Origin of the sequence: Actinobacillus pleuropneumoniae (assembly GCF_003290385.1) — a bacterium.
Classification (GTDB): Bacteria; Pseudomonadota; Gammaproteobacteria; order Enterobacterales; family Pasteurellaceae; genus Actinobacillus; species Actinobacillus lignieresii.
This window is the reverse complement of record NZ_CP030753.1, coordinates 1,506,300-1,530,675: the sequence shown is the minus strand read 5'-3', so window position 1 is coordinate 1,530,675 and position 24,376 is coordinate 1,506,300. Positions and strand designations below refer to the sequence as shown.

26 protein-coding genes and 2 tRNA genes are annotated in these 24,376 nt (G+C 41.7%); 20 read left to right on the top strand and 8 right to left on the bottom strand.

Annotated features, from left to right (window positions below):
* The first annotated feature begins 13 nt into the window (after nucleotides 1–13).
* Nucleotides 14–340 (top strand): hypothetical protein, encoded by a 327-nt coding sequence (locus DRF63_RS07110; protein ID WP_005598371.1) that lies wholly within the window; start codon nucleotides 14–16, stop codon nucleotides 338–340.
* A 59-nt stretch (nucleotides 341–399) separates the two neighbouring features.
* Here DRF63_RS07110 and cysZ read toward each other — a convergent pair whose 3' ends face one another.
* Nucleotides 400–1,281, bottom strand: a complete 882-nt coding sequence (gene cysZ / locus DRF63_RS07105; protein ID WP_005598369.1) for a sulfate transporter CysZ — start codon at nucleotides 1,279–1,281, stop codon at nucleotides 400–402.
* A 119-nt stretch (nucleotides 1,282–1,400) separates the two neighbouring features.
* On the opposite strand from cysZ, the gene zipA reads away from it, so the two are divergent.
* The 6 genes from zipA (at nucleotide 1,401) to adk (ending at nucleotide 10,118) form a co-directional block, all read left to right on the top strand.
* Nucleotides 1,401–2,411: a cell division protein ZipA gene (zipA, locus tag DRF63_RS07100; protein ID WP_005598367.1), complete on the top strand. Its 1,011-nt coding sequence runs from the start codon at nucleotides 1,401–1,403 to the stop codon at nucleotides 2,409–2,411.
* Nucleotides 2,412–2,474: 63 nt separating this feature from the next.
* Nucleotides 2,475–4,523 carry an NAD-dependent DNA ligase LigA gene (gene ligA, locus DRF63_RS07095; RefSeq protein WP_005598365.1) on the top strand — a complete coding sequence of 683 codons (2,049 nt, stop codon included), beginning with the start codon at nucleotides 2,475–2,477 and terminating at the stop codon, nucleotides 4,521–4,523.
* A gap of 63 nt (nucleotides 4,524–4,586) precedes the next feature.
* On the top strand, nucleotides 4,587–5,603 hold the full coding sequence (gene galE / locus DRF63_RS07090; RefSeq protein WP_005598364.1) for a UDP-glucose 4-epimerase GalE: 1,017 nt from the start codon (nucleotides 4,587–4,589) through the stop codon (nucleotides 5,601–5,603).
* Nucleotides 5,604–5,741: 138 nt separating this feature from the next.
* Nucleotides 5,742–7,022 carry an AmpG family muropeptide MFS transporter gene (locus DRF63_RS07085; protein WP_043990952.1) on the top strand — a complete coding sequence of 427 codons (1,281 nt, stop codon included), beginning with the start codon at nucleotides 5,742–5,744 and terminating at the stop codon, nucleotides 7,020–7,022.
* A 176-nt stretch (nucleotides 7,023–7,198) separates the two neighbouring features.
* The gene (locus DRF63_RS07080) at nucleotides 7,199–9,322 is read left to right on the top strand and encodes a TonB-dependent receptor domain-containing protein (RefSeq protein WP_005620410.1); all 2,124 of its coding nucleotides are present in this window, start codon (nucleotides 7,199–7,201) and stop codon (nucleotides 9,320–9,322) included.
* Nucleotides 9,323–9,473: 151 nt separating this feature from the next.
* Entirely contained in the window at nucleotides 9,474–10,118 is a 645-nt protein-coding gene (adk, locus tag DRF63_RS07075) for an adenylate kinase (RefSeq protein WP_005598358.1), read from the top strand.
* A 67-nt stretch (nucleotides 10,119–10,185) separates the two neighbouring features.
* On the opposite strand, the gene DRF63_RS07070 is transcribed toward adk, so the two are convergent.
* Nucleotides 10,186–10,455 (bottom strand): hypothetical protein, encoded by a 270-nt coding sequence (locus DRF63_RS07070; RefSeq protein WP_005598355.1) that lies wholly within the window; start codon nucleotides 10,453–10,455, stop codon nucleotides 10,186–10,188.
* A gap of 89 nt (nucleotides 10,456–10,544) precedes the next feature.
* On the bottom strand, nucleotides 10,545–11,498 hold the full coding sequence (gene mdh, locus DRF63_RS07065) for a malate dehydrogenase (protein WP_005598352.1): 954 nt from the start codon (nucleotides 11,496–11,498) through the stop codon (nucleotides 10,545–10,547).
* Nucleotides 11,499–11,691: 193 nt separating this feature from the next.
* On the opposite strand from mdh, the gene argR reads away from it, so the two are divergent.
* Together argR and DRF63_RS07055 are read left to right on the top strand one after the other, a co-directional pair.
* A complete protein-coding gene (gene argR, locus DRF63_RS07060) occupies nucleotides 11,692–12,153 on the top strand; it encodes a transcriptional regulator ArgR (RefSeq protein ID WP_005598350.1) in 462 nt (153 codons plus the stop codon).
* Complete coding sequence (locus DRF63_RS07055; RefSeq protein ID WP_005598349.1) at nucleotides 12,153–13,040, top strand: TIGR01777 family oxidoreductase; 888 nt, start codon at nucleotides 12,153–12,155, stop codon at nucleotides 13,038–13,040. Before argR ends, DRF63_RS07055 begins: the two co-directional genes overlap by 1 nt.
* 39 nt (nucleotides 13,041–13,079) lie before the next feature.
* Here DRF63_RS07055 and DRF63_RS07050 read toward each other — a convergent pair whose 3' ends face one another.
* Nucleotides 13,080–14,471 carry a DegQ family serine endoprotease gene (locus DRF63_RS07050; protein WP_005598348.1) on the bottom strand — a complete coding sequence of 464 codons (1,392 nt, stop codon included), beginning with the start codon at nucleotides 14,469–14,471 and terminating at the stop codon, nucleotides 13,080–13,082.
* A 260-nt stretch (nucleotides 14,472–14,731) separates the two neighbouring features.
* On the opposite strand from DRF63_RS07050, the gene mlaF reads away from it, so the two are divergent.
* The 7 genes from mlaF (at nucleotide 14,732) to murA (ending at nucleotide 19,590) form a co-directional block, all read left to right on the top strand.
* Entirely contained in the window at nucleotides 14,732–15,535 is an 804-nt protein-coding gene (mlaF, locus tag DRF63_RS07045; RefSeq protein WP_005598347.1) for a phospholipid ABC transporter ATP-binding protein MlaF, read from the top strand.
* Nucleotides 15,474–16,304, top strand: coding sequence for a lipid asymmetry maintenance ABC transporter permease subunit MlaE (gene mlaE, locus DRF63_RS07040; RefSeq protein WP_012478520.1), 831 nt, complete (start codon nucleotides 15,474–15,476; stop codon nucleotides 16,302–16,304). Before mlaF ends, mlaE begins: the two co-directional genes overlap by 62 nt.
* Nucleotides 16,305–16,322: 18 nt before the next feature.
* Nucleotides 16,323–16,850: an outer membrane lipid asymmetry maintenance protein MlaD gene (gene mlaD / locus DRF63_RS07035; protein WP_005598344.1), complete on the top strand. Its 528-nt coding sequence runs from the start codon at nucleotides 16,323–16,325 to the stop codon at nucleotides 16,848–16,850.
* 71 nt (nucleotides 16,851–16,921) lie between these two features.
* Entirely contained in the window at nucleotides 16,922–17,560 is a 639-nt protein-coding gene (gene mlaC, locus DRF63_RS07030; protein ID WP_005598341.1) for a phospholipid-binding protein MlaC, read from the top strand.
* 9 nt (nucleotides 17,561–17,569) lie between these two features.
* The gene (locus tag DRF63_RS07025) at nucleotides 17,570–17,923 is read left to right on the top strand and encodes an STAS domain-containing protein (protein WP_005598339.1); all 354 of its coding nucleotides are present in this window, start codon (nucleotides 17,570–17,572) and stop codon (nucleotides 17,921–17,923) included.
* A gap of 12 nt (nucleotides 17,924–17,935) precedes the next feature.
* Nucleotides 17,936–18,196, top strand: coding sequence for a BolA family protein (locus tag DRF63_RS07020; protein ID WP_005598336.1), 261 nt, complete (start codon nucleotides 17,936–17,938; stop codon nucleotides 18,194–18,196).
* Between the two features lie 119 nt (nucleotides 18,197–18,315).
* Nucleotides 18,316–19,590: a UDP-N-acetylglucosamine 1-carboxyvinyltransferase gene (gene murA / locus DRF63_RS07015; protein ID WP_005598334.1), complete on the top strand. Its 1,275-nt coding sequence runs from the start codon at nucleotides 18,316–18,318 to the stop codon at nucleotides 19,588–19,590.
* Nucleotides 19,591–19,647: 57 nt separating this feature from the next.
* Here the strand turns inward: murA and DRF63_RS07010 are convergent, their stop codons facing one another.
* The 3 genes from DRF63_RS07010 to DRF63_RS07000 all read right to left on the bottom strand — a co-directional run bounded on the left by DRF63_RS07010 (nucleotide 19,648) and on the right by DRF63_RS07000 (nucleotide 20,809).
* Nucleotides 19,648–20,001 (bottom strand): hypothetical protein, encoded by a 354-nt coding sequence (locus tag DRF63_RS07010; RefSeq protein WP_005598333.1) that lies wholly within the window; start codon nucleotides 19,999–20,001, stop codon nucleotides 19,648–19,650.
* A 108-nt stretch (nucleotides 20,002–20,109) separates the two neighbouring features.
* Nucleotides 20,110–20,478, bottom strand: coding sequence for a rhodanese-like domain-containing protein (locus DRF63_RS07005; RefSeq protein ID WP_005598332.1), 369 nt, complete (start codon nucleotides 20,476–20,478; stop codon nucleotides 20,110–20,112).
* Nucleotides 20,471–20,809, bottom strand: a complete 339-nt coding sequence (locus tag DRF63_RS07000; protein ID WP_005598331.1) for a carboxymuconolactone decarboxylase family protein — start codon at nucleotides 20,807–20,809, stop codon at nucleotides 20,471–20,473. Before DRF63_RS07000 ends, DRF63_RS07005 begins: the two co-directional genes overlap by 8 nt.
* A gap of 164 nt (nucleotides 20,810–20,973) precedes the next feature.
* Here DRF63_RS07000 and ettA point away from each other — a divergent pair, with 164 nt between their 5' ends.
* The 4 genes from ettA (at nucleotide 20,974) to DRF63_RS06980 (ending at nucleotide 23,801) form a co-directional block, all read left to right on the top strand.
* Complete coding sequence (gene ettA, locus DRF63_RS06995) at nucleotides 20,974–22,644, top strand: energy-dependent translational throttle protein EttA (protein WP_043991868.1); 1,671 nt, start codon at nucleotides 20,974–20,976, stop codon at nucleotides 22,642–22,644.
* A gap of 86 nt (nucleotides 22,645–22,730) precedes the next feature.
* Nucleotides 22,731–23,504, top strand: coding sequence for a DNA polymerase III subunit epsilon (gene dnaQ, locus DRF63_RS06990; protein ID WP_005598329.1), 774 nt, complete (start codon nucleotides 22,731–22,733; stop codon nucleotides 23,502–23,504).
* 102 nt (nucleotides 23,505–23,606) lie between these two features.
* Nucleotides 23,607–23,683 (top strand) — tRNA-Asp (locus DRF63_RS06985).
* 41 nt (nucleotides 23,684–23,724) lie between these two features.
* Nucleotides 23,725–23,801 (top strand) — tRNA-Asp (locus DRF63_RS06980).
* 61 nt (nucleotides 23,802–23,862) lie between these two features.
* Here the strand turns inward: DRF63_RS06980 and DRF63_RS06975 are convergent.
* Complete coding sequence (locus DRF63_RS06975; protein ID WP_005620423.1) at nucleotides 23,863–24,255, bottom strand: SufE family protein; 393 nt, start codon at nucleotides 24,253–24,255, stop codon at nucleotides 23,863–23,865.
* Nucleotides 24,256–24,376 lie beyond the last annotated feature (121 nt).

The following is a 24,376-nucleotide window of genomic DNA, read 5'->3' as shown; positions in this document are numbered from 1 at the left end:
TTAGGACTTCACTATGAAAAAATCACTCGGTATTTCTACTTTGGCGGTATTATTAGCAGCATGTTCGTCACCAAATGATCCTGCTCAGGTCTCTCAAGTTACGGAAGCGAGTTCGCTTACTAAAGTAGAAGAGGCGTTAAAAGCTTGCCAAGAATCTGTCGGTGAAAGCAAAGATCAAATTAAATTTGACGCTTGTATGAAAGAAAAAGGTTTTGAAAGACAGGCGCAGCAGGAACAGGTTGTACAGCAAGCGCAAGAGACGGTAAAGGAAAACGCTACGGCGGTAAAATCGGAAGCTAAAAAAGCAGTTAAAAAAGTGAAAAGCACTAAAACTAAATAACTAAAATGCCTCTCGAAAGAGAGGCTTCTTTTTGCAAAAAACAGGAGAAATCGGACCGCTTAATGAGGCTTAACGTTACCGTTACGTACGTTAGGATTTACCGCACCGGAGCGAGTTTCCGTGCTGACTTCTCTGCCGGTTTTAGTGGTATAGTCCGCGCCGTCAAAATCGGACGTTTTACCTAACATAAAGTTGCGATATTCTTCCACCCACATTGCGGTTGCGCCGCAGACGGCAACCGGCATCACCACTAAATTCACAAAAGGTAAAGCGGTAAAAATACTGACGAATGTACCGAAGGTGAAATTTAAAATTTTGCGTTGCCCGAGAGCGTTGCGCATACGTTTAAAACTGATTTTATGGTTATCGAACGGGTAGTCGCAATATTGAATCGCTAATAACCAAGCGCCGAACACAAAGGTTAGAACAGGTACCACGGTTTGCCCGACAACCGGTACGAAACTTAATAAAAACAGTGCAATAAAACGAGGAATACTGTACGCCATTTTTTGCCATTCACGTTTTAGCATACGCGGTACGTCTTTTAACATTTCCGCTACCGTCATATTATTAAGCTGTTCTCCGGTCAGTTGTAATTCGACCTTTTCCGCCAGCAACGCATTAAACGGGGCGGCAATAAAGTTGGTAATGGTAGTAAAGGTAAAATAAAACAGCATAATTAATGAAAGCACGGCAAGCGGTACTAAAATCATAGTCAGCCAATCCAGCCAAGAAGGCATAAAGCTGACGATCCAGTCCGCCCAGCCGGCAATATGGCTGATAAAGAACCAAAGTAATGCGATCATTAACACCGCATTAATCGCTACCGGTATCAGGACAAACGGCATTAACCGGCGTTGTAACATTAATCGCCAGCCGTAAATAAAATAGTGGAAACCTAAGCCTAATTCACTTTGCGGTTCGTTGAATGCAGATGACATAATTAATCTATCCTTAATAACTCAAATTTTTATCAGAAATATGGTAAGCTAGACACATTATTTTCGCAAATAGTGAAATTTAAATTTTGTAGATTATTTCAAATGAAAGAGGACCCCAAATGGAGCTTCATATTCTTTTCTTTATTTTAGCGGGCTTATTAATCGCCGTATTAATCGGTTTCAGTTTATGGTCGGCTCGTCGTGAAAAATCACGTATTTTCTCGAATACTTTCTCGACCCGACCGCCTTCAACGCCGATTAATAACATTGTTTCGGACGTGCCGCCTTCGCTTAATCCACAGTCTTACGCGCAGACAACAGGACAACACGGCGAAACGGAAGCGGATAATCCGGTGCAAATTCAGCAGGAAGTAGAAAGCTCATTGCGTGAAATTAAAATTAATTTACCGGGACAAGATTCCGCCGCTTATCAAAGTAAAGTAGAAGAAACTCCGATTTATAGCGGTCAGCCGGTGCTACCCGTGCAGCCTCAATATCAGACACAAGTGCAATATCAAACGCAACCGCAGCATATTGAGCCGGCATTTACTCAAGCGCCGCAATCACCGATTGCGGAAGCTACTTCCGTGTTAGAACAATCGGTAGAAGAATTGGAACGTCAAGCGGCGCAAGGAGATGTGGATATTTATTCCGATGCTTCGGTACGAGTCGAATTGGCGAAAAATTCCATGCAGGCGGATTCGGTAGCGGAACAAAAACCGGTTGCCGAAAATAATATGCTTACTCTTTATGTGGTTGCGCCGGAAGGTCAGCAGTTCCGCGGCGATTATGTCGTGCAAAGCCTCGAAGCGTTAGGTTTTCAATATGGTGAATACCAAATTTTCCACCGTCACCAACATATGGGCAACAGCGCTTCGCCGGTAATTTTCAGCGTAGCGAATATGATGCAACCGGGTATCTTCGATTTAACGAAAATCGAGCATTTTTCAACGGTCGGTTTAGTATTATTTATGCATTTACCGTCAGAAGGTAATGATGTTGTAAATCTCAAATTATTATTAAAAACGACGGAAAATCTCGCACAAGCACTCGGCGGTTTCGTGTTAAACGAACATCGAGAAATCTTTGATGAGAACTCACGCCAATCCTATTTAGCTCGTGTCAGCTAATTTGTAAAACTTTTAGCATAAACGACCGCTTGTTAAGCGGTCTTTTTTATCGAGAATTTCCTAATGCCTTTATTATCACAAATGCAAGATCAATCGGGCACGACTTTCGCACAATTAGAAGCGTTGCGCCAAAAATTACGAGAATACGAATACTATTATCACGTATTGGATAATCCGTTAGTGCCGGATGCGGAATACGACCGTTTAATGAACGAATTAAAAAATCTGGAATGGCAACATCCGGAGTGGATTACCGCCGATTCACCGACCCAACGTGTCGGGGCGAAACCGCTGGACGGTTTTGCGCAAGTCACACACGAAATTCCGATGTTATCGTTGGATAATGCTTTTTCCGATGAAGAATTAGACGGTTTTTTACGTCGTATGGAAAGTTATATTACTGAAGATCCGCATACGCTTGCTTTTTGTTGCGAACCTAAATTAGACGGTTTGGCGGTCAGTATTTTGTATGTGGACGGTGTGTTAAGCCAAGCGGCAACTCGTGGTGACGGTACCACCGGTGAGGATATTACCTCAAATATTCGAACCGTTCGCAATATTCCGTTAAAACTGAATATGGACAATCCGCCGGCACGCTTAGAAGTGCGCGGCGAAGTGTTTATGCCGCAAAAAGGCTTTGAAGCACTGAACGAACGTGCGTTGGAAAAAGGCGAGAAAACCTTTGCCAATCCGCGTAATGCGGCGGCAGGCTCATTACGTCAGTTAGATCCGAAAATCACTCGTCAGCGCCCGCTTGTGTTAAATGCTTACGGGATTGGGGTGTATGAATCGGATGACGAATTACCGGTAACCCATTTTGAACGTTTGCAATGGCTGAAGTCTATCGGTATTCCGGTCAATAATGAAATTCGCTTGGCAACAGGACGTGAGCAGTTACTTGCCTTTTACGCGGATATTCAAGCGAAGCGTCCGACACTCGGCTATGACATTGACGGCGCGGTGCTAAAAGTGAATGACATTGGCTTACAAGAACAGCTCGGCTTTATTTCTCGTTCGCCGCGTTGGGCGATTGCTTATAAATTCCCGGCACAAGAAGAAATGACGGTGCTGAATGATGTGGAATTTCAGGTGGGCAGAACCGGGGCGATTACCCCGGTCGCAAAATTAGAGCCGGTATTTGTTGCCGGTGTGACGGTGAGTAATGCCACTTTGCATAACGGCGATGAAATTGAGCGTTTAGGCATTGTCATCGGCGATACGGTGATTATTCGTCGTGCCGGTGATGTGATTCCGCAAATTGTCGGAGTAGTGATGGAACGCCGCCCGGAAAATGCAAAAAAAATCGAATTTCCGACCGCTTGCCCGGTCTGTGAATCGGCAGTGGTGCGTGTGGAAGGTGAAGCGGTTGCTCGCTGTACCGGCGGTTTATTCTGTGGCGCACAGCGTAAAGAGGCATTGAAGCATTTCGTTTCCCGTAAGGCGATGGATATTGATGGTGTCGGCGAGAAATTGATCGAACAATTAATGGAGCGTGAGCTGGTGCATACACCGGCGGATCTATTTAAACTCGAACACACCACTTTAATGCGTTTGGAGCGAATGGGCGGGAAGTCAGCACAAAATGCGTTGAACAGCATCGAAAAAGCGAAAAATACCACTTTGGCACGTTTCCTATTTGCATTAGGCATTCGTGATGTCGGCGAAGCCACCGCACAAAACTTAGCGAATCACTTCCATAATTTAGATGCGATCCGTGCGGCAACTTTCGAGCAATTGCAAGAAGTACAAGATGTCGGCGAAGTGGTGGCAAATCGTATTGTACGTTTCTGGCAAGAACCTCACAATGTTACGGTGGTCGAAGATCTGATTTCACAAGGCATACATTGGCAAGATGTGGTGCAAGTTGAAATTGCGGATAACCCGCTAAAAGGTAAAAGCGTGGTTTTAACCGGTACGCTGACTCAATTAACTCGAGATCAAGCAAAAGCATTGTTACAGAGTTTCGGTTGTAAAGTATCCGGCTCGGTTTCAAGTAAAACCGATTACTTGATTGCCGGAGAAAAAGCCGGTTCAAAGTTGGCAAAAGCGCAAGAATTGGGGGTTAAGGTATTGACCGAACAAGAATTTATTGCTTTAACCGGTGAAAATTAAATTATCGTTTGTACGCAAAAAAGCGTAAAATACAAGCGGTCGAATTTCTAAGAGGATTTACAAATGGCTATTTTAGTAACTGGCGGTGCGGGTTATATCGGTTCGCATACGCTTGTCGAATTATTAAATGCAAATCGTGAAATTGTCGTATTAGATAATTTATCTAATTCCAGTGAAGTTTCATTAGAGCGAGTAAAACAGATTACAGGTAAATCGGTAACTTTTTATCAAGGTGATATTTTAGACCGTAATATTCTGCGTAAAATTTTTGCAGAAAATAAAATTGAATCTGTTATCCACTTTGCCGGTTTAAAAGCGGTAGGTGAGAGCGTGCGTGAGCCACTCCGTTACTATCAAAATAATGTAACCGGTTCTATCGTTTTAGTCGAAGAAATGTTAGCGGCGGGTGTGAATACGATTGTATTCAGTTCATCTGCAACAGTTTACGGCGACCCGCAAATTATCCCAATTGTAGAATCTTGCCCGGTTGGCGGTACGACAAATCCATACGGCACATCAAAATATATGGTTGAGCGCATATTGGAAGATACGGTAAAAGCGTTCCCACAATTAAGTGCGGTCGTGTTACGTTATTTTAATCCGGCCGGAGCGCATGAAAGCGGTTTAATCGGCGAAGATCCGAACGGTATTCCAAATAACTTATTGCCTTATATCAGCCAAGTTGCAGTGGGCAAATTAAAAGAGCTTTCAGTATTCGGTAGTGATTACGAAACACACGACGGTACCGGTGTGCGTGACTATATCCATGTGGTAGATTTAGCGCTTGGACACTTAAAAGCGTTGGATAAGCACCAAAATGATGCCGGTTTCCACGTGTATAATTTAGGTACGGGAACAGGTTACTCGGTGCTTGATATGGTAAAAGCGTTTGAAACGGCAAACGAAATTAAAGTACCTTATAAATTGGTTGATCGCCGCCCGGGGGATATTGCCGTTTGCTATTCTGAACCGTCTAAGGCGTTAAAAGAGCTAGATTGGAAAACTGAACGCGGTTTAGAGCAAATGATGAAAGATACTTGGAATTGGCAAAAAAATAACCCGAACGGTTATAAAGGCTAACAAGCATTAATTAAACGAAGGCACAAGCGTTTAGGTTTGTGCCTTTTTTATCTCTGAAAATTTCTGTTATGATGTTTGATAATTAAGCTAATACAAAGTTGGCGTATTATCATTTCATTTGCAAAAGAAAAGGAAAAAATGACCGCTTCTCATTCTTCACCTCAACCCTCAATTTGGCGACAAATTTTTACCAAAAATATGTTGCTTTGTATTTATACCGGCTTTTGTTCCGGCTTACCTTTATTTGTGCTGATCCAATTAATGCCGGCTTGGTTTACCTCGGCAAATCTTGATATTAAAACCATTGCCGCCTTTACTTTAACGTCACTTCCTTATACGTGGAAATTCTTATGGGCTGCGTTGTTAGATCGCTATTTTCCACCGTTTTTAGGACGCCGCCGTAGCTGGATTTTTCTTGCTCAAGTAGGTTTATTGGTAATTTTAGCCGGATTCGGCTTTTTTGATCCGGTAGTGGATATCGGTATTATTACTGTGCTTTCGGTAATTTTAGCTTTTTTATCTGCTACGCAAGATATTGTGGTGGACGCTTACCGACGAGAAATTTTATCGGACAATGAATTAGGCTTAGGTAATTCCATTCATGTGAATGCTTATCGTATCGCCGGGCTAATACCGGGCGGTTTATCGCTTTTCTTAGCCGATCATTACCCATGGCAAACGGTATTCCTTATTACTGCCGCATTTATGTTGCCATGCCTATTTGTTACGCTATTTGCTCAAGAGCCTAAAAGTACACCGATTGATAAAAGCAAACCGTTTTATATGGCATTTGTCGATCCGTTTAAAGAATTTTTTAGCCGCAAAGGTGTATGGGGTGCAGTGGGGCTTATTCTGTTTATTTTCTTCTATAAACTCGGTGATTCGTTGGCGACTTCATTACAAACCAAATTTATCTTGGATATGGGCTTTACCAAGTCGCATATCGCGGCGGTGGTAAAAACCACCTCGTTTTGGTGCAGTATCGGCGGCGGTATTATCGGTGGGGTGGCAATGCTGAAATTGGGCGTAAACCGAGCATTATGGATTTTTGGTTCGGTACAGTTAGTGACCATTCTAGGTTTTGCTTATCTTGCAAGTTTTGAATATTTTCCGACCGCTTCCATCGGTTCTGCCGAGCTATTTAAATTGGGTATTGTGATGGCGGGAGAGTATCTTGGTGTTGGTTTAGGTACGGCGGCATTTGTCGCTTTTATGGCTCGCGAAACCAACCCGATGTACACCGCAATGCAATTAGCGATTTTTACCAGCCTCGCTGCACTGCCAAGTAAATTCTTAGGCGCTTATACCGGACATTTGGTCGAATCCTTCGGCTATTATAAGTTTTTCTGGATTTGCTTCTTTGTAGCTATTCCGGGAATGTTGATGTTGATTAAGGTTGCGCCGTGGCAAAATAAATAATGTAATTAACTAGTTACTTATAAAATGCCCTCTTATATTTTTTATAAGAGGGCATTTTTATATGTTTTAGTTATAACTTTATTCAAAAATGAGATTGACTCGTATTATAGATTTAAGTATATTTACAGAACTTTATTGCAAATACGATTAATTCTCAAAATTAATAAGGCGGTCAAATGCGATTCTCTCCATCAAAACTCTCTATGGCAGTATTTCTTGCAACAACATCTTTGGCTTATGCCCAAGAAAATACAGTAAATTTAGATGTTGTTTCTGTTGTTTCGGAAAATGCCGGTGCAAAAAGTAGAACGAATGTTGTAACTTTAAAAGATTTAAATAAAGGTACAAAAGAAGATTTACGTGGTGTTTTAAGTGCTGAACCTGCTATCAATTTCGGTGGTGGTACGGGAGGTACTTCACAATGGACAACTATTCGTGGAATGGGGCAAGATCAAATTGATATTAAAGTGGATAATACTTACTCTGATGCTCAGATTTTCCACCATCAAAGCCGTTTTATGTTAGATCCGTCATTAATTAAACGTATTGACGTGCGTAAGGGCGCAGGTTCTGCAAGTGCAGGTATTGGTGCAACTAGCGGATCGATCGAAGCGACAACTGTGGATGCAAAAGATCTATTAAGAGAAGGACAAGATTTTGGTTTTAAATTAAATGCCGGTGTAAGTAGCAATAAAGGTCATTCGCAAGGTGCGAGCGTTTATGGTAAATCCGGTGCATTTGATGCGTTATTAAGCGGTAATTGGGAAACAGCTGAAAATTACAAAGGCGGTAAAGGTTATTCCAATAAAGAGGGTAGCGACACGGTTAAAAACAGTGCATTAGGTCAGCGTAGTTTATTAGCTAAATTCGGTGTAGATATTAACGAAGATCATCGTGTGGTATTAAGCCATCGCCAAGAGCGTTATCACGGTGAGCGTGCATTACGTGAAGAATTTGATTTCTCTCAGGACTGGACAACAACAGCAAGTTTAACGTCTGAACAACGTGCTGCCGGATATCAATTAGGGGCTGCTGCTGGAGTGGATCGTAATGGTCGTCCAACTCGTTACTTACTTGATAAAAATGGTGCTTTAGTTGCAAATGATGCAAATAACGATCCTCGTTACCGTATTACGACTCAAAATACCACTAACCTTGAATATATCGGTAAAAATTTAGGTCTTATTAATGAAGTAAAAGCAAACGCTTACTTATTAGAAAACTCACGTGAAGAAACCGATACTAATTCAAAAACGAAAGTGGTAATCAAAGGGGCGAATATCAATTTTGACTCTGAAATCGGTAGTGATCATTTTGTAAAATATGGTGTGAATTATCGCCACCAAGAAGGTAAACCAAATTCATTAGAAGCTTTTGCTGAAAACCGTAGAACGAGAAGATTAGAAGCGACAGGTGTAACGAATAACCAAGAAAAAGAAGATATTGGTGCTTATGTAGAAGGTATTTGGGGCTTTGGTCCGGTGACCATGACAACCGGTTTACGTTATGACCATTTTGACTTTAAAGCCAATGACGGTAAAAAAGTCAGTGACGGTGCATTTAGTCCAAGCGTCGGTTTAATTTGGGAAGTCGTTCAAGGTTTAAGCTTAAATACAAACTTAAACTATGCGACACGTAGCCCACGTTTCTACGAAGTAGCATTAAGCGGTAGTTCCGCTCGTAGTGTTGCTGATGACTTAAAAGCGGAAAAAGCACGTAATACGGAGATTGGTTTTAACTATGATTTTAATGATCAAATTTCACTTAATGGTAGCTACTTCTGGCAAAAAGTGAAAGATGCTCATGCAGTATTAAATAATACTTTAGTTAATTCAGCCTTATTACGTAATAAAGGTTATGAATTAGGTGCAGCTTATAAATATAGCGGCTTCACTTTCCGCTTAGGTGTGGCGGACAGTAAGCCTGAAACTTGGGTTTTCAATGATGCAAGTTTAGATAGTACAGTATATGCGGTAGCAACCGGACGTACGTGGACTACAGGTCTTTCTTATAAGTTTGAAAATCCAAGTTTAGAAATCGGTTGGAAAGGTCGTTTTGTTGAAGGTGAAACCGGTACGCCAAGCCGTGGTTCAAATGCGACAACAGCTCCGGTTAAACAGTCAGGCTATGGTGTAAATGATTTCTACGCAAGTTGGGATGCAAATAAAAACTTAACACTTAACTTTGCGGTAAATAACGCATTTAATAAAAATTATAAGAGCCATAGCCAACGTGCAGGTGCTACTAGCCTACCGTCTGCAGGTCGTGACTTCCGTGTAAATGTAAATTACACTTTCTAATTGCTAAAATAAGTGTATAAATAACCGCTTGTGAGGGCTTCTTGCAAGCGGTTATTTTTCATAAAAAATTTGCAATTTCAGGCAGTAATCGGTAAGGTTACTGCCTTAGCTTTTTTATTCGTTATATTTTCATTTTTTAGAGGTTTTCCCTATGAAAATTATTCTTTTAGGTGCGCCGGGTGCAGGTAAAGGCACGCAAGCACAATTTATGATGAACAAATTCGGTATTCCGCAAATCTCAACCGGCGATATGTTCCGTGCGGCAATTAAAGAAGGCACGGAGCTTGGTAAACAAGCAAAAGCGTTAATGGACGAAGGTAAATTAGTACCGGATGAATTAACCGTTGCATTAGTTAAAGATCGTATCGCACAACCGGATTGCGCAAACGGCTTCTTATTAGACGGTTTCCCTCGCACGATTCCGCAAGCGGACGCATTAAAAGATTCGGGTGTGAAAATTGATTTAGTCTTAGAGTTTGATGTTGCGGACGAAGTGATTGTTGAACGTATGAGCGGTCGTCGTGTACACCAGCCTTCCGGTCGTACTTATCACGTGGTTTACAACCCGCCGAAAGTGGAAGGTAAAGATGACGTAACCGGCGAAGACTTAATTATTCGTCAAGACGATAAACCTGAAACGGTATTAGAGCGCTTAGCGATTTATCACAAACAAACCAAGCCGTTAATTGCTTACTATACGGCGGAAGCGGAAGCGGGTAATACGCGTTACGAGCGTTTAGACGGTACAAAACCGGTTGAAGAAGTGAGTGCGGAATTAGCGAAAATTTTAGGTTAATCTTCCTAAATAAATATGAAAAAGCGGTTGATTTTTTATTAAAATCAACCGCTTGTTTTTTTATATCTTAGTAGGAATGATGGCGAGAAATAATTTGTTTTGCACCTCCGTTGCCTAAGCAAGCTTCGGCAATAGGAGAAGTGGAATAACTGCCATCGACACAAATTGCGGTTACATTTGCAGGAATTTTACTGCTATCAATATTCGGCATATTTTGCACTTGTGTATATTCGGTCTTTGTTGCCGGAACTTTAACTACTTGAACCTTTTGATGAGAGGAACAAGCGGTAACGGTAGTTAATAGAACCAATAGAGAAAATACGTGACGATTACGCATAATTAAAATCCTTATAGAGTTAAAAAATAAGCAACCGCTTTGAGCATATAAAAAAGGGTTGAATAACTCAACCCTTTATTTATATTTCATTATGGATTTACAAAATTTTTACCGAGAGCAATATCCGCTTCAAGCACAGGTTTTAACTCGTCCAGTTTTGCTTGTTCATATTCGCTTAATTTGCCGATAGGTAACAGTTCTTCCACACCGGTTAATCCGAAACGTACCGGATGAGCAAAGAATTCGGGATAACCAGAACCCTCTTTACTTTCTACATAGGCGTAACGTACGCAATCTTCACCTAATAACGCTTTAAATACCGCAACGGCAAAACGTGCGCCGGATTCCGCCATAGAAAGCGTTGCCGACCCGCCGCCGGCTTTAGCTTCTACTACTTCAGTACCGGCATTTTGGATACGATAAGTTAAAGCCTCGATTTCTTCTTGAGTAAATGAAAGCGGAAGACCTTCGGACAATGCTTGAGAAAGAAGAGGAAGGATAGTCGGACCTGAGTGACCGCCGATTACCGGAACTTTAACCGTTTCGACATGTTTCTCTTTTAATTCGGAAGTAAATGTTTTGGCGCGAACCACGTCAAGCGTCGTTACACCGAATAATTTACGTTTATCATAAACACCGGCTTTACGTAGTACTTCCGCCGCAATCGGCACAAGGGTATTGACCGGATTGGTTACGATACCGATACAAGCTTTCGGGCAAACTTCCGCTACTTTTTCGACTAGATTTTTAACGATATCCGCATTGATATTGAATAAATCCGCACGCGTCATACCCGGTTTACGCGCTACGCCGGCGGTAATAATTACAAGATTTGCGCCTTTTAACGCCTCACTCGGATCTTCACCGGAGTAACCTACCGCACTAACCGAAGTCGGTATGTGGCTGATATCGACCGCAATCCCCGGCGTTACGGGGGAAATATCATATAACGCTAAGTCGGTGCCGACAGGTAAACGAAGTTTTAATAATAGGGCTAAGGTTTGACCAATCCCGCCCGCTGCGCCTAAAAGTGCAACTTTCATAAATAACTCCTAATCAATAATAGTTAAAAAATAGAACTAGGGTAAGTTTACCAAACATTTATTCGGATTGATGCTTAATAAACTAATATTTATAAAAAATTTTTCTAATGTTTGATTTAGATTGATTTTTTGGTATAAGTAAGCAAGAATCGGTCATAAATTAGTATTTATCATTAAATAAAAAAGGGCGAAAATGGAAAAGCTTGATAAGTTATCCGAAGCGTTTAAAGCATTATTAAAGCAAGAAAAATTCGGTTCACAGAGTGAGATCGTCACCGCACTACAAGAGCTGGGCTTTGAGAATATTAATCAGTCCAAAGTTTCTCGTATGTTGTCAAAATTCGGCGCGGTCAGAACGCGTAATACCAAGATGGAAATGGTTTATCAGTTGCCTGCGGAATTAGGCGTGCCGACAACGTCCAGTCCGCTAAAAAATTTAGTGGTGGATATTGATCATAATGATGTGTTGATTGTGGTAAAAACCAGCCCGGGTGCGGCACAGCTTATCGCGCGTTTGCTTGATTCGATGGGAAAAAGCGAAGGTATTTTAGGCACGATTGCCGGTGACGATACGATTTTTATCACACCGACTAAGGTTACTCCGGTGGAAGTTCTGATGCAGAATGTCACCGAATTATTCGAGTCTTCTTTCTAATGAACATTTTTCTTACCGGCGGTACCGGCTTTATCGGACAGGCTTTAGTGAAAGCATTAGTTGCGGAAGGGCATAATTTGACGATTTTAACTCGTCAAGCGATGCCCGCAACATTGCCGCAAGCGGTCGAATTTTGCCGAGATTTAACAAGTTTTAAAGATTTTAATCAATTTGATGCGGTGATCAACCTTGCCGGCGAGCCTATTTTTAATAAGGCTTGGACAGCCGAGCAGAAAAAAGTTTTAGTTGATAGCAGGGTAAATATTACCGCCGAATTAGTGCGCTTAATAAAAGCGAGTTCGAATCCTCCTCATACCTTTATTTCCGGATCGGCAAGCGGATTTTACGGTGATTTAGCCGTATCGGATAATTTTTATACCGAATCGGCAAGCAGCGGTACAAACTTTACGGCACAAATTTGCCGACAATGGGAAGAAGCGGCGTTGGAAGCGAATGGTGTGACGAGAGTTTGCTTGATTCGAACCGGAATAGTGCTGGCTAAGCACGGCGGTGCTTTAGCAAAGATGTTACCGCTATATCGTCTTAATTTAGCCGGTAGATTAGGTTCCGGTAAGCAATATTGGGCGTGGATTAGTTTGGAAGATCATATACAAGCGGTGTTATTTCTGCTGAAAAATACAAAATGTCGAGGAGCTTTTAATCTTGTTGCACCGCAACCGGTTACGAATACCGAATTTAATCGCCGTTTAGCAGACGCTTTAAGAAAATATGCGATTTTCCCCGTACCGGGCTTCATCTTAAAACTGGTATTGGGAGAACGTGCGCAATTATTATTGGATAATCAACCGCTTATTCCTAAGAAATTACAGGATGCGGGTTTTAAATTTAAATATGAAATATTAGACTTTGTACAAATGCTTAAATAAAAAAATCCCACCAACGGTGGGATTTTTTATGCTTCGTTTTTATTGAAGAATTAAGTAAAAGTTTGCGCCGTTACGTAAAATATTAAGGGCAACGACAGACGGTTTTGAATCTAAGACTTGACGTAATTGCGTAAGATTTTCTACAGCAATGCGGTTTACCCCGACAATCACATCGCCTTCCGCCAAACCGCGTTGTTCCGCTAACGAGCCTTTTTCTACTTTCGCAATCGCGACGCCTTTAACGCGATCTTTATCGAAGTTAGTTAATTCCGCCCCTTTAAGTCCGGGGAGAATGTCCTTCGTGGTTGCGCTTACGCTTTTACCTTGTTCCGCTTGTAAAGTCACTTTCGCTTTTTCCGTTTTACCGTCACGTAAATAAGTTAGCTCGATTTCTTTACCTACGCCGGACGTTGCAACTTTTGCACGTAATTCACTGAAACTACGGATTTTTTGACCGTTAATTTCAGTAATAACATCGCCTGCTTTTAAGCCGGCTTTAGCTGCAGCCGAATCAGCAAACACTTCGCTGATAAATGCACCTTGTTGTGCGCTGATATTAAACTCTTTTGCAAGATCGGCATTTAATTCACCGCCTTTAATACCCAACATACCGCGTTTCACTTCACCGAATTCGATAATTTGTTGTACAAGGCTATTCGCCATATTACTCGGAATTGCGAAAGCAATGCCCGCATTCCCACCGCTCGGAGAGATAATCGCCGTATTAATACCGATTAATTCACCGTTTAAATTGATTAACGGACCGCCAGAGTTACCTTGGTTTACCGCAGCATCCGTTTGAATATAGCTTTCATAACCTTCGTCGATACTACCGGTCGAACGTCCTAATGCGGAGATAATACCGGATGTTACGGTTTGACCTAAACCGAACGGATTGCCGATTGCTACACTAAAATCACCGACGCGCAATTTATCCGAGTCGGCAAATTTTAATTCGATTAAATCTTTCGGGTTTTCCATTTGTACTAATGCCACGTCGGATAACGGATCCGCACCGACTAATTTTGCTTTAAATTCACGACCGTCTTCAAGTTTAATAGTAATTTTATCCGCATCCTTGATTACGTGGTTATTGGTAATCACATAACCTTTTTCGGCATTGATGATCGCGCCGGATCCTTGCCCTCGGAAATTACGTGGCGCACTGCGTTCACCGAACATATCCGGTCCAAAGAAAAATTCGAATTCTTCCGGAATATCACGGCGATATTGGGTTTTTCCCGCTTGTGTTTTCCCTTCAACCGCAATACTTACTACCGCAGGACGTACTTTTTCTATCATCGGCGCAAGGCTGGGCATTGTTTGCCCGTCAATGGCAATCGGTAAAGTGGCAAAAGTCGTCGCCGGCGTTGAAAATAAACCTAGACCTAATAATGAAGCTAAAATTGATTTTTTCATTACTCTATTCATTTATATTTATCCTTTTAAGTTGTGTGCAACAATAAAACGAGTTCGCATTGTTACTCGCGTTTCCTCAGACCACTTAATTTGGTGGCAGTTCCTTTAAAAAGCAAGTGTATTTATAAAAAATCATCCTCTGTTAAGACAAAAAATTTGTCATTAAATTGTTCATTTTCTGTCAAAATTTAAAAATCCTTTGACTTTATGGGGCAGTTAATAGAGTATTGCCAACCATTTTATGATGTTTTATATAAATAAAGAAAATTCCAATGCTTGCTCATGAATACTTAGTTGAAGTAAAGAACCTTACCTTTAAACGAGGTGAGCGTGTCATTTATAACAACTTAAATTTGAAAGTGCAGAAAGGGAAAATTACCGCAATTATGGGGCCGTCAGGTATTGGTAAAACAACCTTGCTTCGTTTAATTGGCGGACAAATTGTCCCCGAGTCTGGTGAGATACTATTTGACGGCGAAGATGTGTGCAAAGCTTCAAATAGCCAGTTATACGCGATTCGCCAACGAATGGGAATGTTATTTCAGTCGGGGGCCTTGTTCACGGATTTATCCACTTTCGATAATGTCGCCTTTCCTATTCGTGAACATACGAAATTACCCGAACAGCTCATTCGTAAATTAGTTCTAATGAAACTAGAGTCGGTCGGCTTGCGAGGTGCGGCGGATCTCATGCCGGCGGAATTGTCGGGCGGGATGGCAAGACGTGCCGCTTTGGCGCGTGCGATTGCACTTGATCCGGAATTAATTATGTATGACGAGCCTTTTACCGGACAAGATCCGATTAGTATGGGCGTGATAGTCGAGTTGATTAAAAAATTAAATCAGGTACTTAATTTAACTTCTATTGTCGTTTCGCATGATGTGACGGAAGTCCTAAGTATTGCAGACTATGCTTATATTGTTGCGGATAAACGTGTGATTGCGGAAGGAACGCCGGAAGCCTTAACGGCGAGTCAGGACCCGCAAGTCATTCAATTCCTAGCAGGAAAAGCGGATGGGCCGGTACGTTTCCATTATCCTGCTAAGGATTATACCGAGGAGCTATTTAGTGATTAATTTTATTAGTGGCATCGGTTCCACTGTTATCGACTTTATCCGAGCTTTTGGGCGAGCGACTTTTATGTTGCTTGGCGCACTTATCGGTAAACCGCAATTTCGTAAACATACGCCGCTATTAATTAAACAATTATATGTTTTAGGTGTACAATCCTTACTGATTATTATGCTTTCCGGGTTGTTTATCGGGATGGTACTCGGCTTGCAGGGGTATGTAGTACTAGTAGATTTCGCAGCGGAAACGAGCTTAGGTACTTTGGTTTCTCTTTCGCTTTTAAGAGAACTTGGTCCGGTTGTAACCGCGTTATTATTTGCCGGTCGAGCCGGTTCCGCATTAACTGCCGAAATCGGTTTAATGAAGGCGACTGAACAGCTTTCCAGCCTTGAAATGATGGCGGTTGATCCGTTAAGACGCATTATTGCGCCGCGTTTTTGGGCGGGCGTGATTTCCATGCCGATTTTAGCCGCAATTTTTACCGCTATTGGTATTTGGGGCGGTTCGTTAGTCGGGGTTGATTGGAAAGGTGTTGATGGCGGCAGTTTTTGGTCGGTAATGCAAAATTCCGTAGATTGGAGCGATCTGATTAACGGTTTTATCAAAAGTATTATTTTTGCGTTTGCGGTCGTCTGGATAGCGTTATTTAACGGTTATGATTCCGTAGCGACTTCAGAGGGAATTAGCCAAGCAACGACCAGAACGGTAGTACACGCTTCATTAGTCGTACTCGGATTGGATTTTATTTTAACCGCGATTATGTTCGGCGGTTAATTCACAAAGGAAAAGATAATGCGTCAATCAATTAAATATGAATTTTGGGTAGGTCTATTTGTATTATTCGGCTTAGCCGCATTAGTATTTTTAGGTTTACGAGTAGCGAACGTACAAGGGTTTACTTCGGAAAAAACTTATACGCTCTATGCAACTTTTGACAATATCGGCGGACTAAAAGTGCGTGCGCCGATTAAGGTCGGCGGGGTAGTCGTAGGGCGAGTTTCGGATATTAGTTTGGACGCCCAAACTTATACGCCTAAAGTATCGTTAGCGGTAAATGAAGATTTTAATAAAATTCCGGATACCAGTTCGCTTTCGATTAAAACGTCAGGTTTATTGGGTGAACAATATATTGCGTTAAACGTCGGTTTTATGTTGGAAGGCGAAACGGAATATATGAAAGAAGGCAGTAGTTTTGTCGATACCAATTCGGCAATGGTATTGGAAGATTTGATCGGTCAGTTCTTATACGGTGATAAAAAATCGGATAAAGCTGACGGAGAAAATGCGGAAGGTAAGGAAGAAGAGCCTAAAGCACAATAATTACTTAATGTTATACGGTAAGTAAGATTTTATTTCGGGTGGGACGACCGCCTTACATTTGGAGATTTTAAATGTTAAAAAATATCAAAAAAGTAATCGTAACCGGTTTTGTTGCAGTAGTAACGTTATTCTCAGCTCAAGCATTTGCTGAAACAAGCCCGTATGTTTTAACACAACAAGCAGCGGATAAATTATTCGGTGATATTAAAGCGAATCAAGGTAAAATTAAAGCAAATCCAGAATATCTACGTACGATTGTACGTAACGATTTAATGCCTCACGTGCATGTAAAATATGCCGGTCAATTAGTGTTAGGTAAAAATTTATCATCGGCAACCGATGCACAACGCGAAGCGTTTTTTACCGCTTTCGGTCAATTTGTCGAGCAATCTTATGCGCAAGTATTAACGCAATATACGGATCAACAAGTACAAGTTGAAAATGAGAAACCGACGGGCGGAAAAACGATCGTAAGTATTCGTGTAAACTTAATCCAATCAAACGGCGCACAACCGGTGAAATTAGATTTTAAATGGCGTAAAAACAGTAAATCCGGTGAATGGCAGACTTATGACATGGCTGCCGAAGGGGTAAGTATGGTTGCGACTAAACAAAACGAATGGAGCGGCGTATTACGCCAAAAAGGTATTGATGCGCTTACCGCTCAAGTGGCTAAATCGGCTAAACAACCTATTACATTAAGCAAATAATATAGTTTTATGAAACCACAAAAAATATTACAATGGGGCGTTCAGCAAAATAATGAAAGCTTATTTGTAAAATTATCCGGTGAATTAACTCGAGACACGTTGCTTCCGCTTTGGAGGCAGCGTGCTTCTTTTTTATCGCCGAAAGGTAATCAGCATATTTACTGGGATTTAAAAGATCTTGAGCGTGTTGATTCCGCCGGTTTTACATTACTTGCCGAATTACTGAATTATTATCAAAAACAAACGCCAAATTGCTTGATTCATGTTCCCGAAGTCGTAAAAACTTTAGCGGATCTTTTTGATTTAACGGATTGGTTAAATACTTTTTTAGTTTGTGACAATAAAAAATGTTGTCAGTATTGAGGATATACCTAAATGGAACCAAAACAACTTGAAGAAATTCTGAAAAACGCATTGCCTCATGCAAGTGAAATTCATGCACAAGGTGAGAATTCGCATTATGGTGTGATTGTGGTGAGTGATGAGCTTGCGCAATTATCAAAAGTAAAACAGCAACAAGCCGTTTATGCGCCGTTAGGCGAATATTTCACAACGAATGCTATCCATGCTTTAACCATTAAAGTATTTTCAACAGAGCAGTGGAAAAAAGATCGCCTACTCAATATTGCCGGCTAAAGATTGCAATAAGTGAAAGATAATGAATGATTAAGCGGTCGCTTTTGCAAAAATGACCGCTTGTATTTTGAGTTATTCGGTTATCAATCGTCAATTATTTATTTTCGAAGGATTTTATAATGGAAAAATTTCGTGTTCACGGTCCTTTTACATTAAGCGGAACCGTTGATATTTCAGGTGCTAAAAATGCGGCACTCCCGATTCTTTTTGCTGCCGTTTTGGCAACAGAACCTGTGACTTTAACTAATGTTCCTGATCTTAAAGATGTGGACACGACATTTAAAATCTTACGTAAATTAGGTGTAGTGGTTGAACGTGACGAAAGCGGCGCAGTACAAATTGACGCAAGTAAAATCGATCACTACGTTGCGCCTTACGAATTAGTCAAAACCATGCGTGCTTCGATCTGGGCGTTAGCGCCGCTCGTCGCTCGCTTCCACGAAGGGCAAGTTTCATTGCCGGGCGGTTGTACGATTGGTGCTCGTCCCGTCGATATGCATATTTCCGGTTTAGAAAAAATGGGTGCGCTTATCGAATTGGATGAAGGTTATGTGAAGGCGACTTCAAACGGTCGTTTACACGGTGCGCGTATTTATATGGATAAAGTCAGCGTAGGTGCGACATTATCGGTAATGATGGCGGCGACCTTAGCGGAAGGTACAACGACAATTGAAAATGCGGCGCGTGAACCTGAAATCGTAGATACCGCATTATTCTTAAACGCAATGGGAGCAAAAATCTCTGGTGCGGGTACTGATACGATTACTATCGAAGGTGTGGAACGTTTAACCGGTTGCCAGCATCGTATCGTTGCCGACCGCATTGAAACCGGCACATTCTTAGTCGCCGCAGCGATATCCGGCGGTAAAATTACTTGTCGCGGAACCAAAGCGGATACTTTAGAAGCGGTAATTGAAAAATTACGTGAAGCGGGTATGGAAGTCACCGTAACCGAAGATACGATTACGTTAGACTCAAAGGGTCAGCGTCCGAAAGCGGTAAACATTCGTACTATGCCGCATCCGGGGTTCCCAACCGATATGCAAGCGCAATTTACTTTGCTTAACGTTGTAGCGGAAGGAACAAGCCGTATTACCGAAACGATTTTTGAAAATCGTTTTATGCATATTCCCGAACTAAATCGTATGGGGGCAAAAGGTGAAATTGAGGGTAATACCGCAATTTGCCACGGTGTCGAAAAATTAAAATCGGCGGAAGTGATGGCGACGGATTTACGCGCATCAATTAGCTTAGTATTAGCCGGTTGTATCGCTTCAGGTGAAACTATCGTGGATCGTATTTATCACATTGACCGCGGTTATGAACATATTGAAGATAAATTACGTGGAATCGGGGCAAAAATCGAGAGATTTTCAACTAAGTTTGAAGAGTAATTTTCTGCTGTTTTAAATAAAAATGACCGCATCAAGCGGTCATTTTTATAGGCAAAATTACATACCGGAATCTTTTTTCTGTTTATGTGATTTCTTGCCGTCTTTCATTTTTTTATTCGACATTGATTTATCGTGCATCATTTTGTCATCTTTCATCATGCCATCGTGTTTCATGGCGTGATCTTTCATCATTCCGTCATGTTTCATACCATCATCTTTCATCATGCCGTCGTGTTTCATACCATCATCTTTCATCATGCCGTCGTGTTTCATACCGTCATCTTTCATCATACCGTCGTGTTTCATCGAATCGGCTTTCATCATGTCGTCATGTTTCATATCCGCCGCATTCGCTAATGCAGGCATTGAAACTGATGCGAATAATAAAGAAAGTAGAGTTAATTTTTTCATGAAGTTCTCCTTTTAGAATTTTAGAAAGTAAAAATTAAAGAAATCTGTTGGGTTAATTTTTGTACTTAAAAGTGTGTAATAATCATTAATAAGAAATCTAGTTTCTATTTATTTATAACCTTTTTCGATCAGTTCCTGATAGCCTCCGTGGTTAGTTACATTGTTATAGCCGAGTTGTTTTAACGTTTGTAATGCGGTTTCCGCTCTACGTCCGGAACGGCAATACAGATGTACCGGTTCGTCTTTATTCGGGCTTACTTTGCTAATATGATCCGCAATTTGTTCGAACGGAATATTAATCGAACCGTCTAAATGCCCTTGTTGAAATTCGTCCGCAGTACGGACGTCAATCCAAATACCTTTAGCTTTTAGCGGTGCATTTTGCATTGTTTGCTCCGTCTCTTTCATTTCCGCCGCTTGCGTTAGGACGGGAGTAGCTAACACTAAAGCGCCTAAAAGGTAAGTTAATTTATTCATCTTGAACCGCCACTGCTTCTAAAGCTCTTAAAGAATAGGTATAAGCCGCACCTGCATTTAACGCAATAGCGGTTGCTAATGCGCCCGCAATCTCGCTTTCCGTTGCACCGGCTTTTGCCGCTTCTTCCGCATGTACGCTAATACAGCTGTCACAACGAGTGGTTACCGCTACGGCAAGCGCAATTAGTTCACGCGTCTTGTGATCAAGCGCTTCCGCTGCCGCCGCTGCACCTAAAGCTTGATAAGCTTCAAACATTTTAGGATGCTTCGCACCCAATGCGCCGAATGATTTTTTCACGTGCGCCGTATGAGCTTTCCAGTCTTGAAACATAAAATTTTCCTCTTATTGAATGTGGATACGCTGTTTTGGACGATAGATTTTAAAGAATATTACAATAAGCGGTGAAATTTTTAAGAAATTTTGCAAACCTATATTTCCGCCGGAAATTCAAGTAGAATAACTAGCGATTTTCATAAGAGAAATGAGGAATAAAAATGTCCCAACAATTTGTTTATACAATGCATCGTGTCGGCAAAGTCGTGCCGCCGAAGCGTCATATCCTTAAAGATATTTCTTTAAGCTTTTTTCCGGGTGCAAAAATCGGTGTGCTTGGTTTAAACGGTGCGGGTAAATCAACTTTATTACGTATCATGGCGGGCGTGGATAAAGAGTTCGAAGGTGAAGCTCGTCCGCAACCGGGGATTAAAATCGGTTATTTACCGCAAGAGCCCAAATTAGATCCGCAACAAACCGTGCGTGAAGCGATTGAAGAAGCGGTTTCGGAAGTAAAAAATGCGCTAACGCGTTTAGACGAAGTGTATGCGTTATATGCCGATCCGGATGCGGATTTCGATAAATTAGCTGCGGAGCAAGCGAATTTAGAAGCGATTATTCAAGCGCATGACGGTCATAATCTGGATAACCAATTAGAACGTGCGGCGGATGCGTTACGTTTACCGGAATGGGATGCGAAAATCGAACATTTATCGGGTGGTGAACGCCGTCGTGTGGCGCTTTGCCGTTTATTACTCGAAAAACCGGATATGTTATTGTTAGATGAACCGACCAACCACTTGGATGCGGAATCGGTAGCGTGGTTAGAGCGCTTCTTACATGACTATGAAGGTACGGTAGTAGCGATTACCCACGACCGTTACTTCTTAGATAACGTAGCAGGCTGGATCTTAGAGCTTGACCGTGGTGAAGGTATTCCTTGGGAAGGTAACTATTCTTCTTGGTTAGAGCAAAAAGAAAAACGTTTAGAACAAGAAGCGGCAGCGGAATCTGCACGCCAAAAATCGATTGCGAAAGAGTTGGAATGGGTACGGCAAAACCCGAAAGGTCGCCAAGCGAAAAGTAAAGCCCGTATGGCTCGTTTTGATGAGCTTAATTCGGGTGAATATCAAAAACGTAACGAAACCAACGAACTCTTTATTCCGCCTGGTCCGCGTTTAGGTGATAAAGTTATCGAAGTGAGTAACTTAAGCAAATCTTACGGTGACCGTACTTTAATTGATAATTTATCCTTCTCGATTCCAAAAGGGGCGATCGTAGGGATTATCGGTGCCAACGGTGCGGGTAAATCGACTTTATTCCGTATGCTTTCAGGGCAAGAACAACCGGATTCAGGCTCAATCGTAATGGGTGAAACGGTAGTGTTAGCCTCTGTAGATCAGTTCCGTGATTCGATGGACGATAAGAAAACCGTATGGGAAGAAGTGTCGAACGGTCAAGATATTCTGACTATCGGTAACTTTGAAATTCCAAGTCGTGCGTATGTCGGTCGTTTTAACTTTAAAGGTGTAGATCAGCAAAAACGTGTAGGCGAGTTATCCGGTGGTGAGCGCGGTCGTTTACACTTAGCGAAACTTCTGCAACGTGGCGGTAACGTATTGTTATTGGACGAACCGACCAATGACTTGGACGTTGAAACTTTACGTGCGTTAGAAAATGCGATCTTAGAATTCCCGGGCTGTGCCATGGTGATCTCGCACGACCGTTGGTTCTTAGACCGTATCGCAACCCATATTTTAGATTACGGCGATGAAGGTAAAGTGACCTTCTACGAAGGTAACTTCTCTGATTATGAAGAGTGGAAGAAGAAAACTTTAGGTGATGCGGCAACGCAACCTCACCGTATCAAATATAAACGTATTGCGAAGTAATACGTGAATAAGCGGTCGGATTTTAGTGAAAATTTGCAAATTTTCCTTGAAATTCGACCGCTTGCATCTTTTGATTAGGCAATAAAATGAGTGAACAACCGATAGTAAGACAGGTGGTGCTGGATACCGAAACAACCGGTATGAGTTTTAGCGGACCACCGCAAATTGGACATAATATTATTGAAATCGGTGCGGTCGAAGTGATTAATCGTCGCTTAACCGGCCGTACTTTTCACGTCTATATTAAACCGCCACGTGAAGTGGAAGAAGAGGCGATTAAAGTTCATGGCATTACCAATGAGTTTTTGCAAGATAAGCCTGTGTTTGCCGAAGTTGCGGACGAATTTATTGAATTTATTAAAGGTGCAGAGCTAATCATTCATAATGCCCCCTTCGACGTGGCATTTATGGATCAAGAGTTTTCTTATTTGGAAAACCCACCGCCGAAGACGGCTGAAATGTGCAGTGTGACCGATAGTCTTGCGGTCGCTCGAAAAATGTACCCGGGCAAGCGTAATAACTTAGATGCATTGTGCGATCGTTTAGGCATTGATAACAGTAAACGTGTGCTTCACGGGGCGTTACTGGATGCGGAGATTCTGGCGGACGTTTTCCTAATGATGACCGGCGGGCAGCTGGCTTTATTAGGTGAAGAAGATGCCACTTCGAATCACGAAAATGTTGCGGATCTCGGTTTAGGCACAATAACGAAGTTTGAAACAAGCGGTTTAATTGTGTTATCTCTGAGTGAAGAAGAGCAAACGGCACACGAAGAATATCTCAAACTGATTGATAAAAAATCTAAGGGGAATTGTATTTGGATGCGCTCGAATGAAATGGAATCGGAGCAAATTCACTAATTGCTTGATTTATTTGATTTTAAAATAAGCAAATAAATTCGTTTCGTGAAAAATTGTTTGACGGTTGCGGTATAAATCCGTATGATTCGGCTTACCAGTTGCGGAGTGGTAGTTCAGCTGGTTAGAATACCTGCCTGTCACGCAGGGGGTCGCGGGTTCGAGTCCCGTCCATTCCGCCAATTAATTTTTAGTTATTGAATTTAATTCGATAATACCGTGTGGAGCGGTAGTTCAGCTGGTTAGAATACCTGCCTGTCACGCAGGGGGTCGCGGGTTCGAGTCCCGTCCGTTCCGCCACTTTTTCAAGAAAAAGCCTCTGAGAAATCAGAGGCTTTTTTCGTTTTATAGAATCAATCATTTATTCGCTTTGACATAAACGTGAAATAACCGCTTGGATTTGTTGCAAGCCGTTAAGACGAGTACTGGTCAAATTTTGGGAAATTTTTAATGTTTCAAAAAGTTTTGGAATTGAGAATGTTTGTAATTCGCTGATGGATTTTTCCGACAACGCAATAGTGACAATAAATAAAATCCCTTGCATTAAACGGGCGTCGCTATAGGCGCGAACCTTACGTGGTGTCGCTTGAAACTCAAACCATAAACGACTTTCGCAGCCGTGAATTTCAGGCAATTGCGCTAACTCTTCTTCAGTCGGTTTAGCTAACTGACGGCTTAATTGAATCAGCAAGCGGTATCTTTCCTCCCAAGATTTGCAAAGCTCGAATTTTTGATGAATGTCAGTTAAAGTCATATTTTTATTGATTACCTCTAAATTTTGCAAAAGATTTTAACAATCTGACCGCTTATTGTTAATGATTTTCTTAAAGTTTGATAGAATTACTCGTTTTTTGATTTTATATAGGAATACAAAA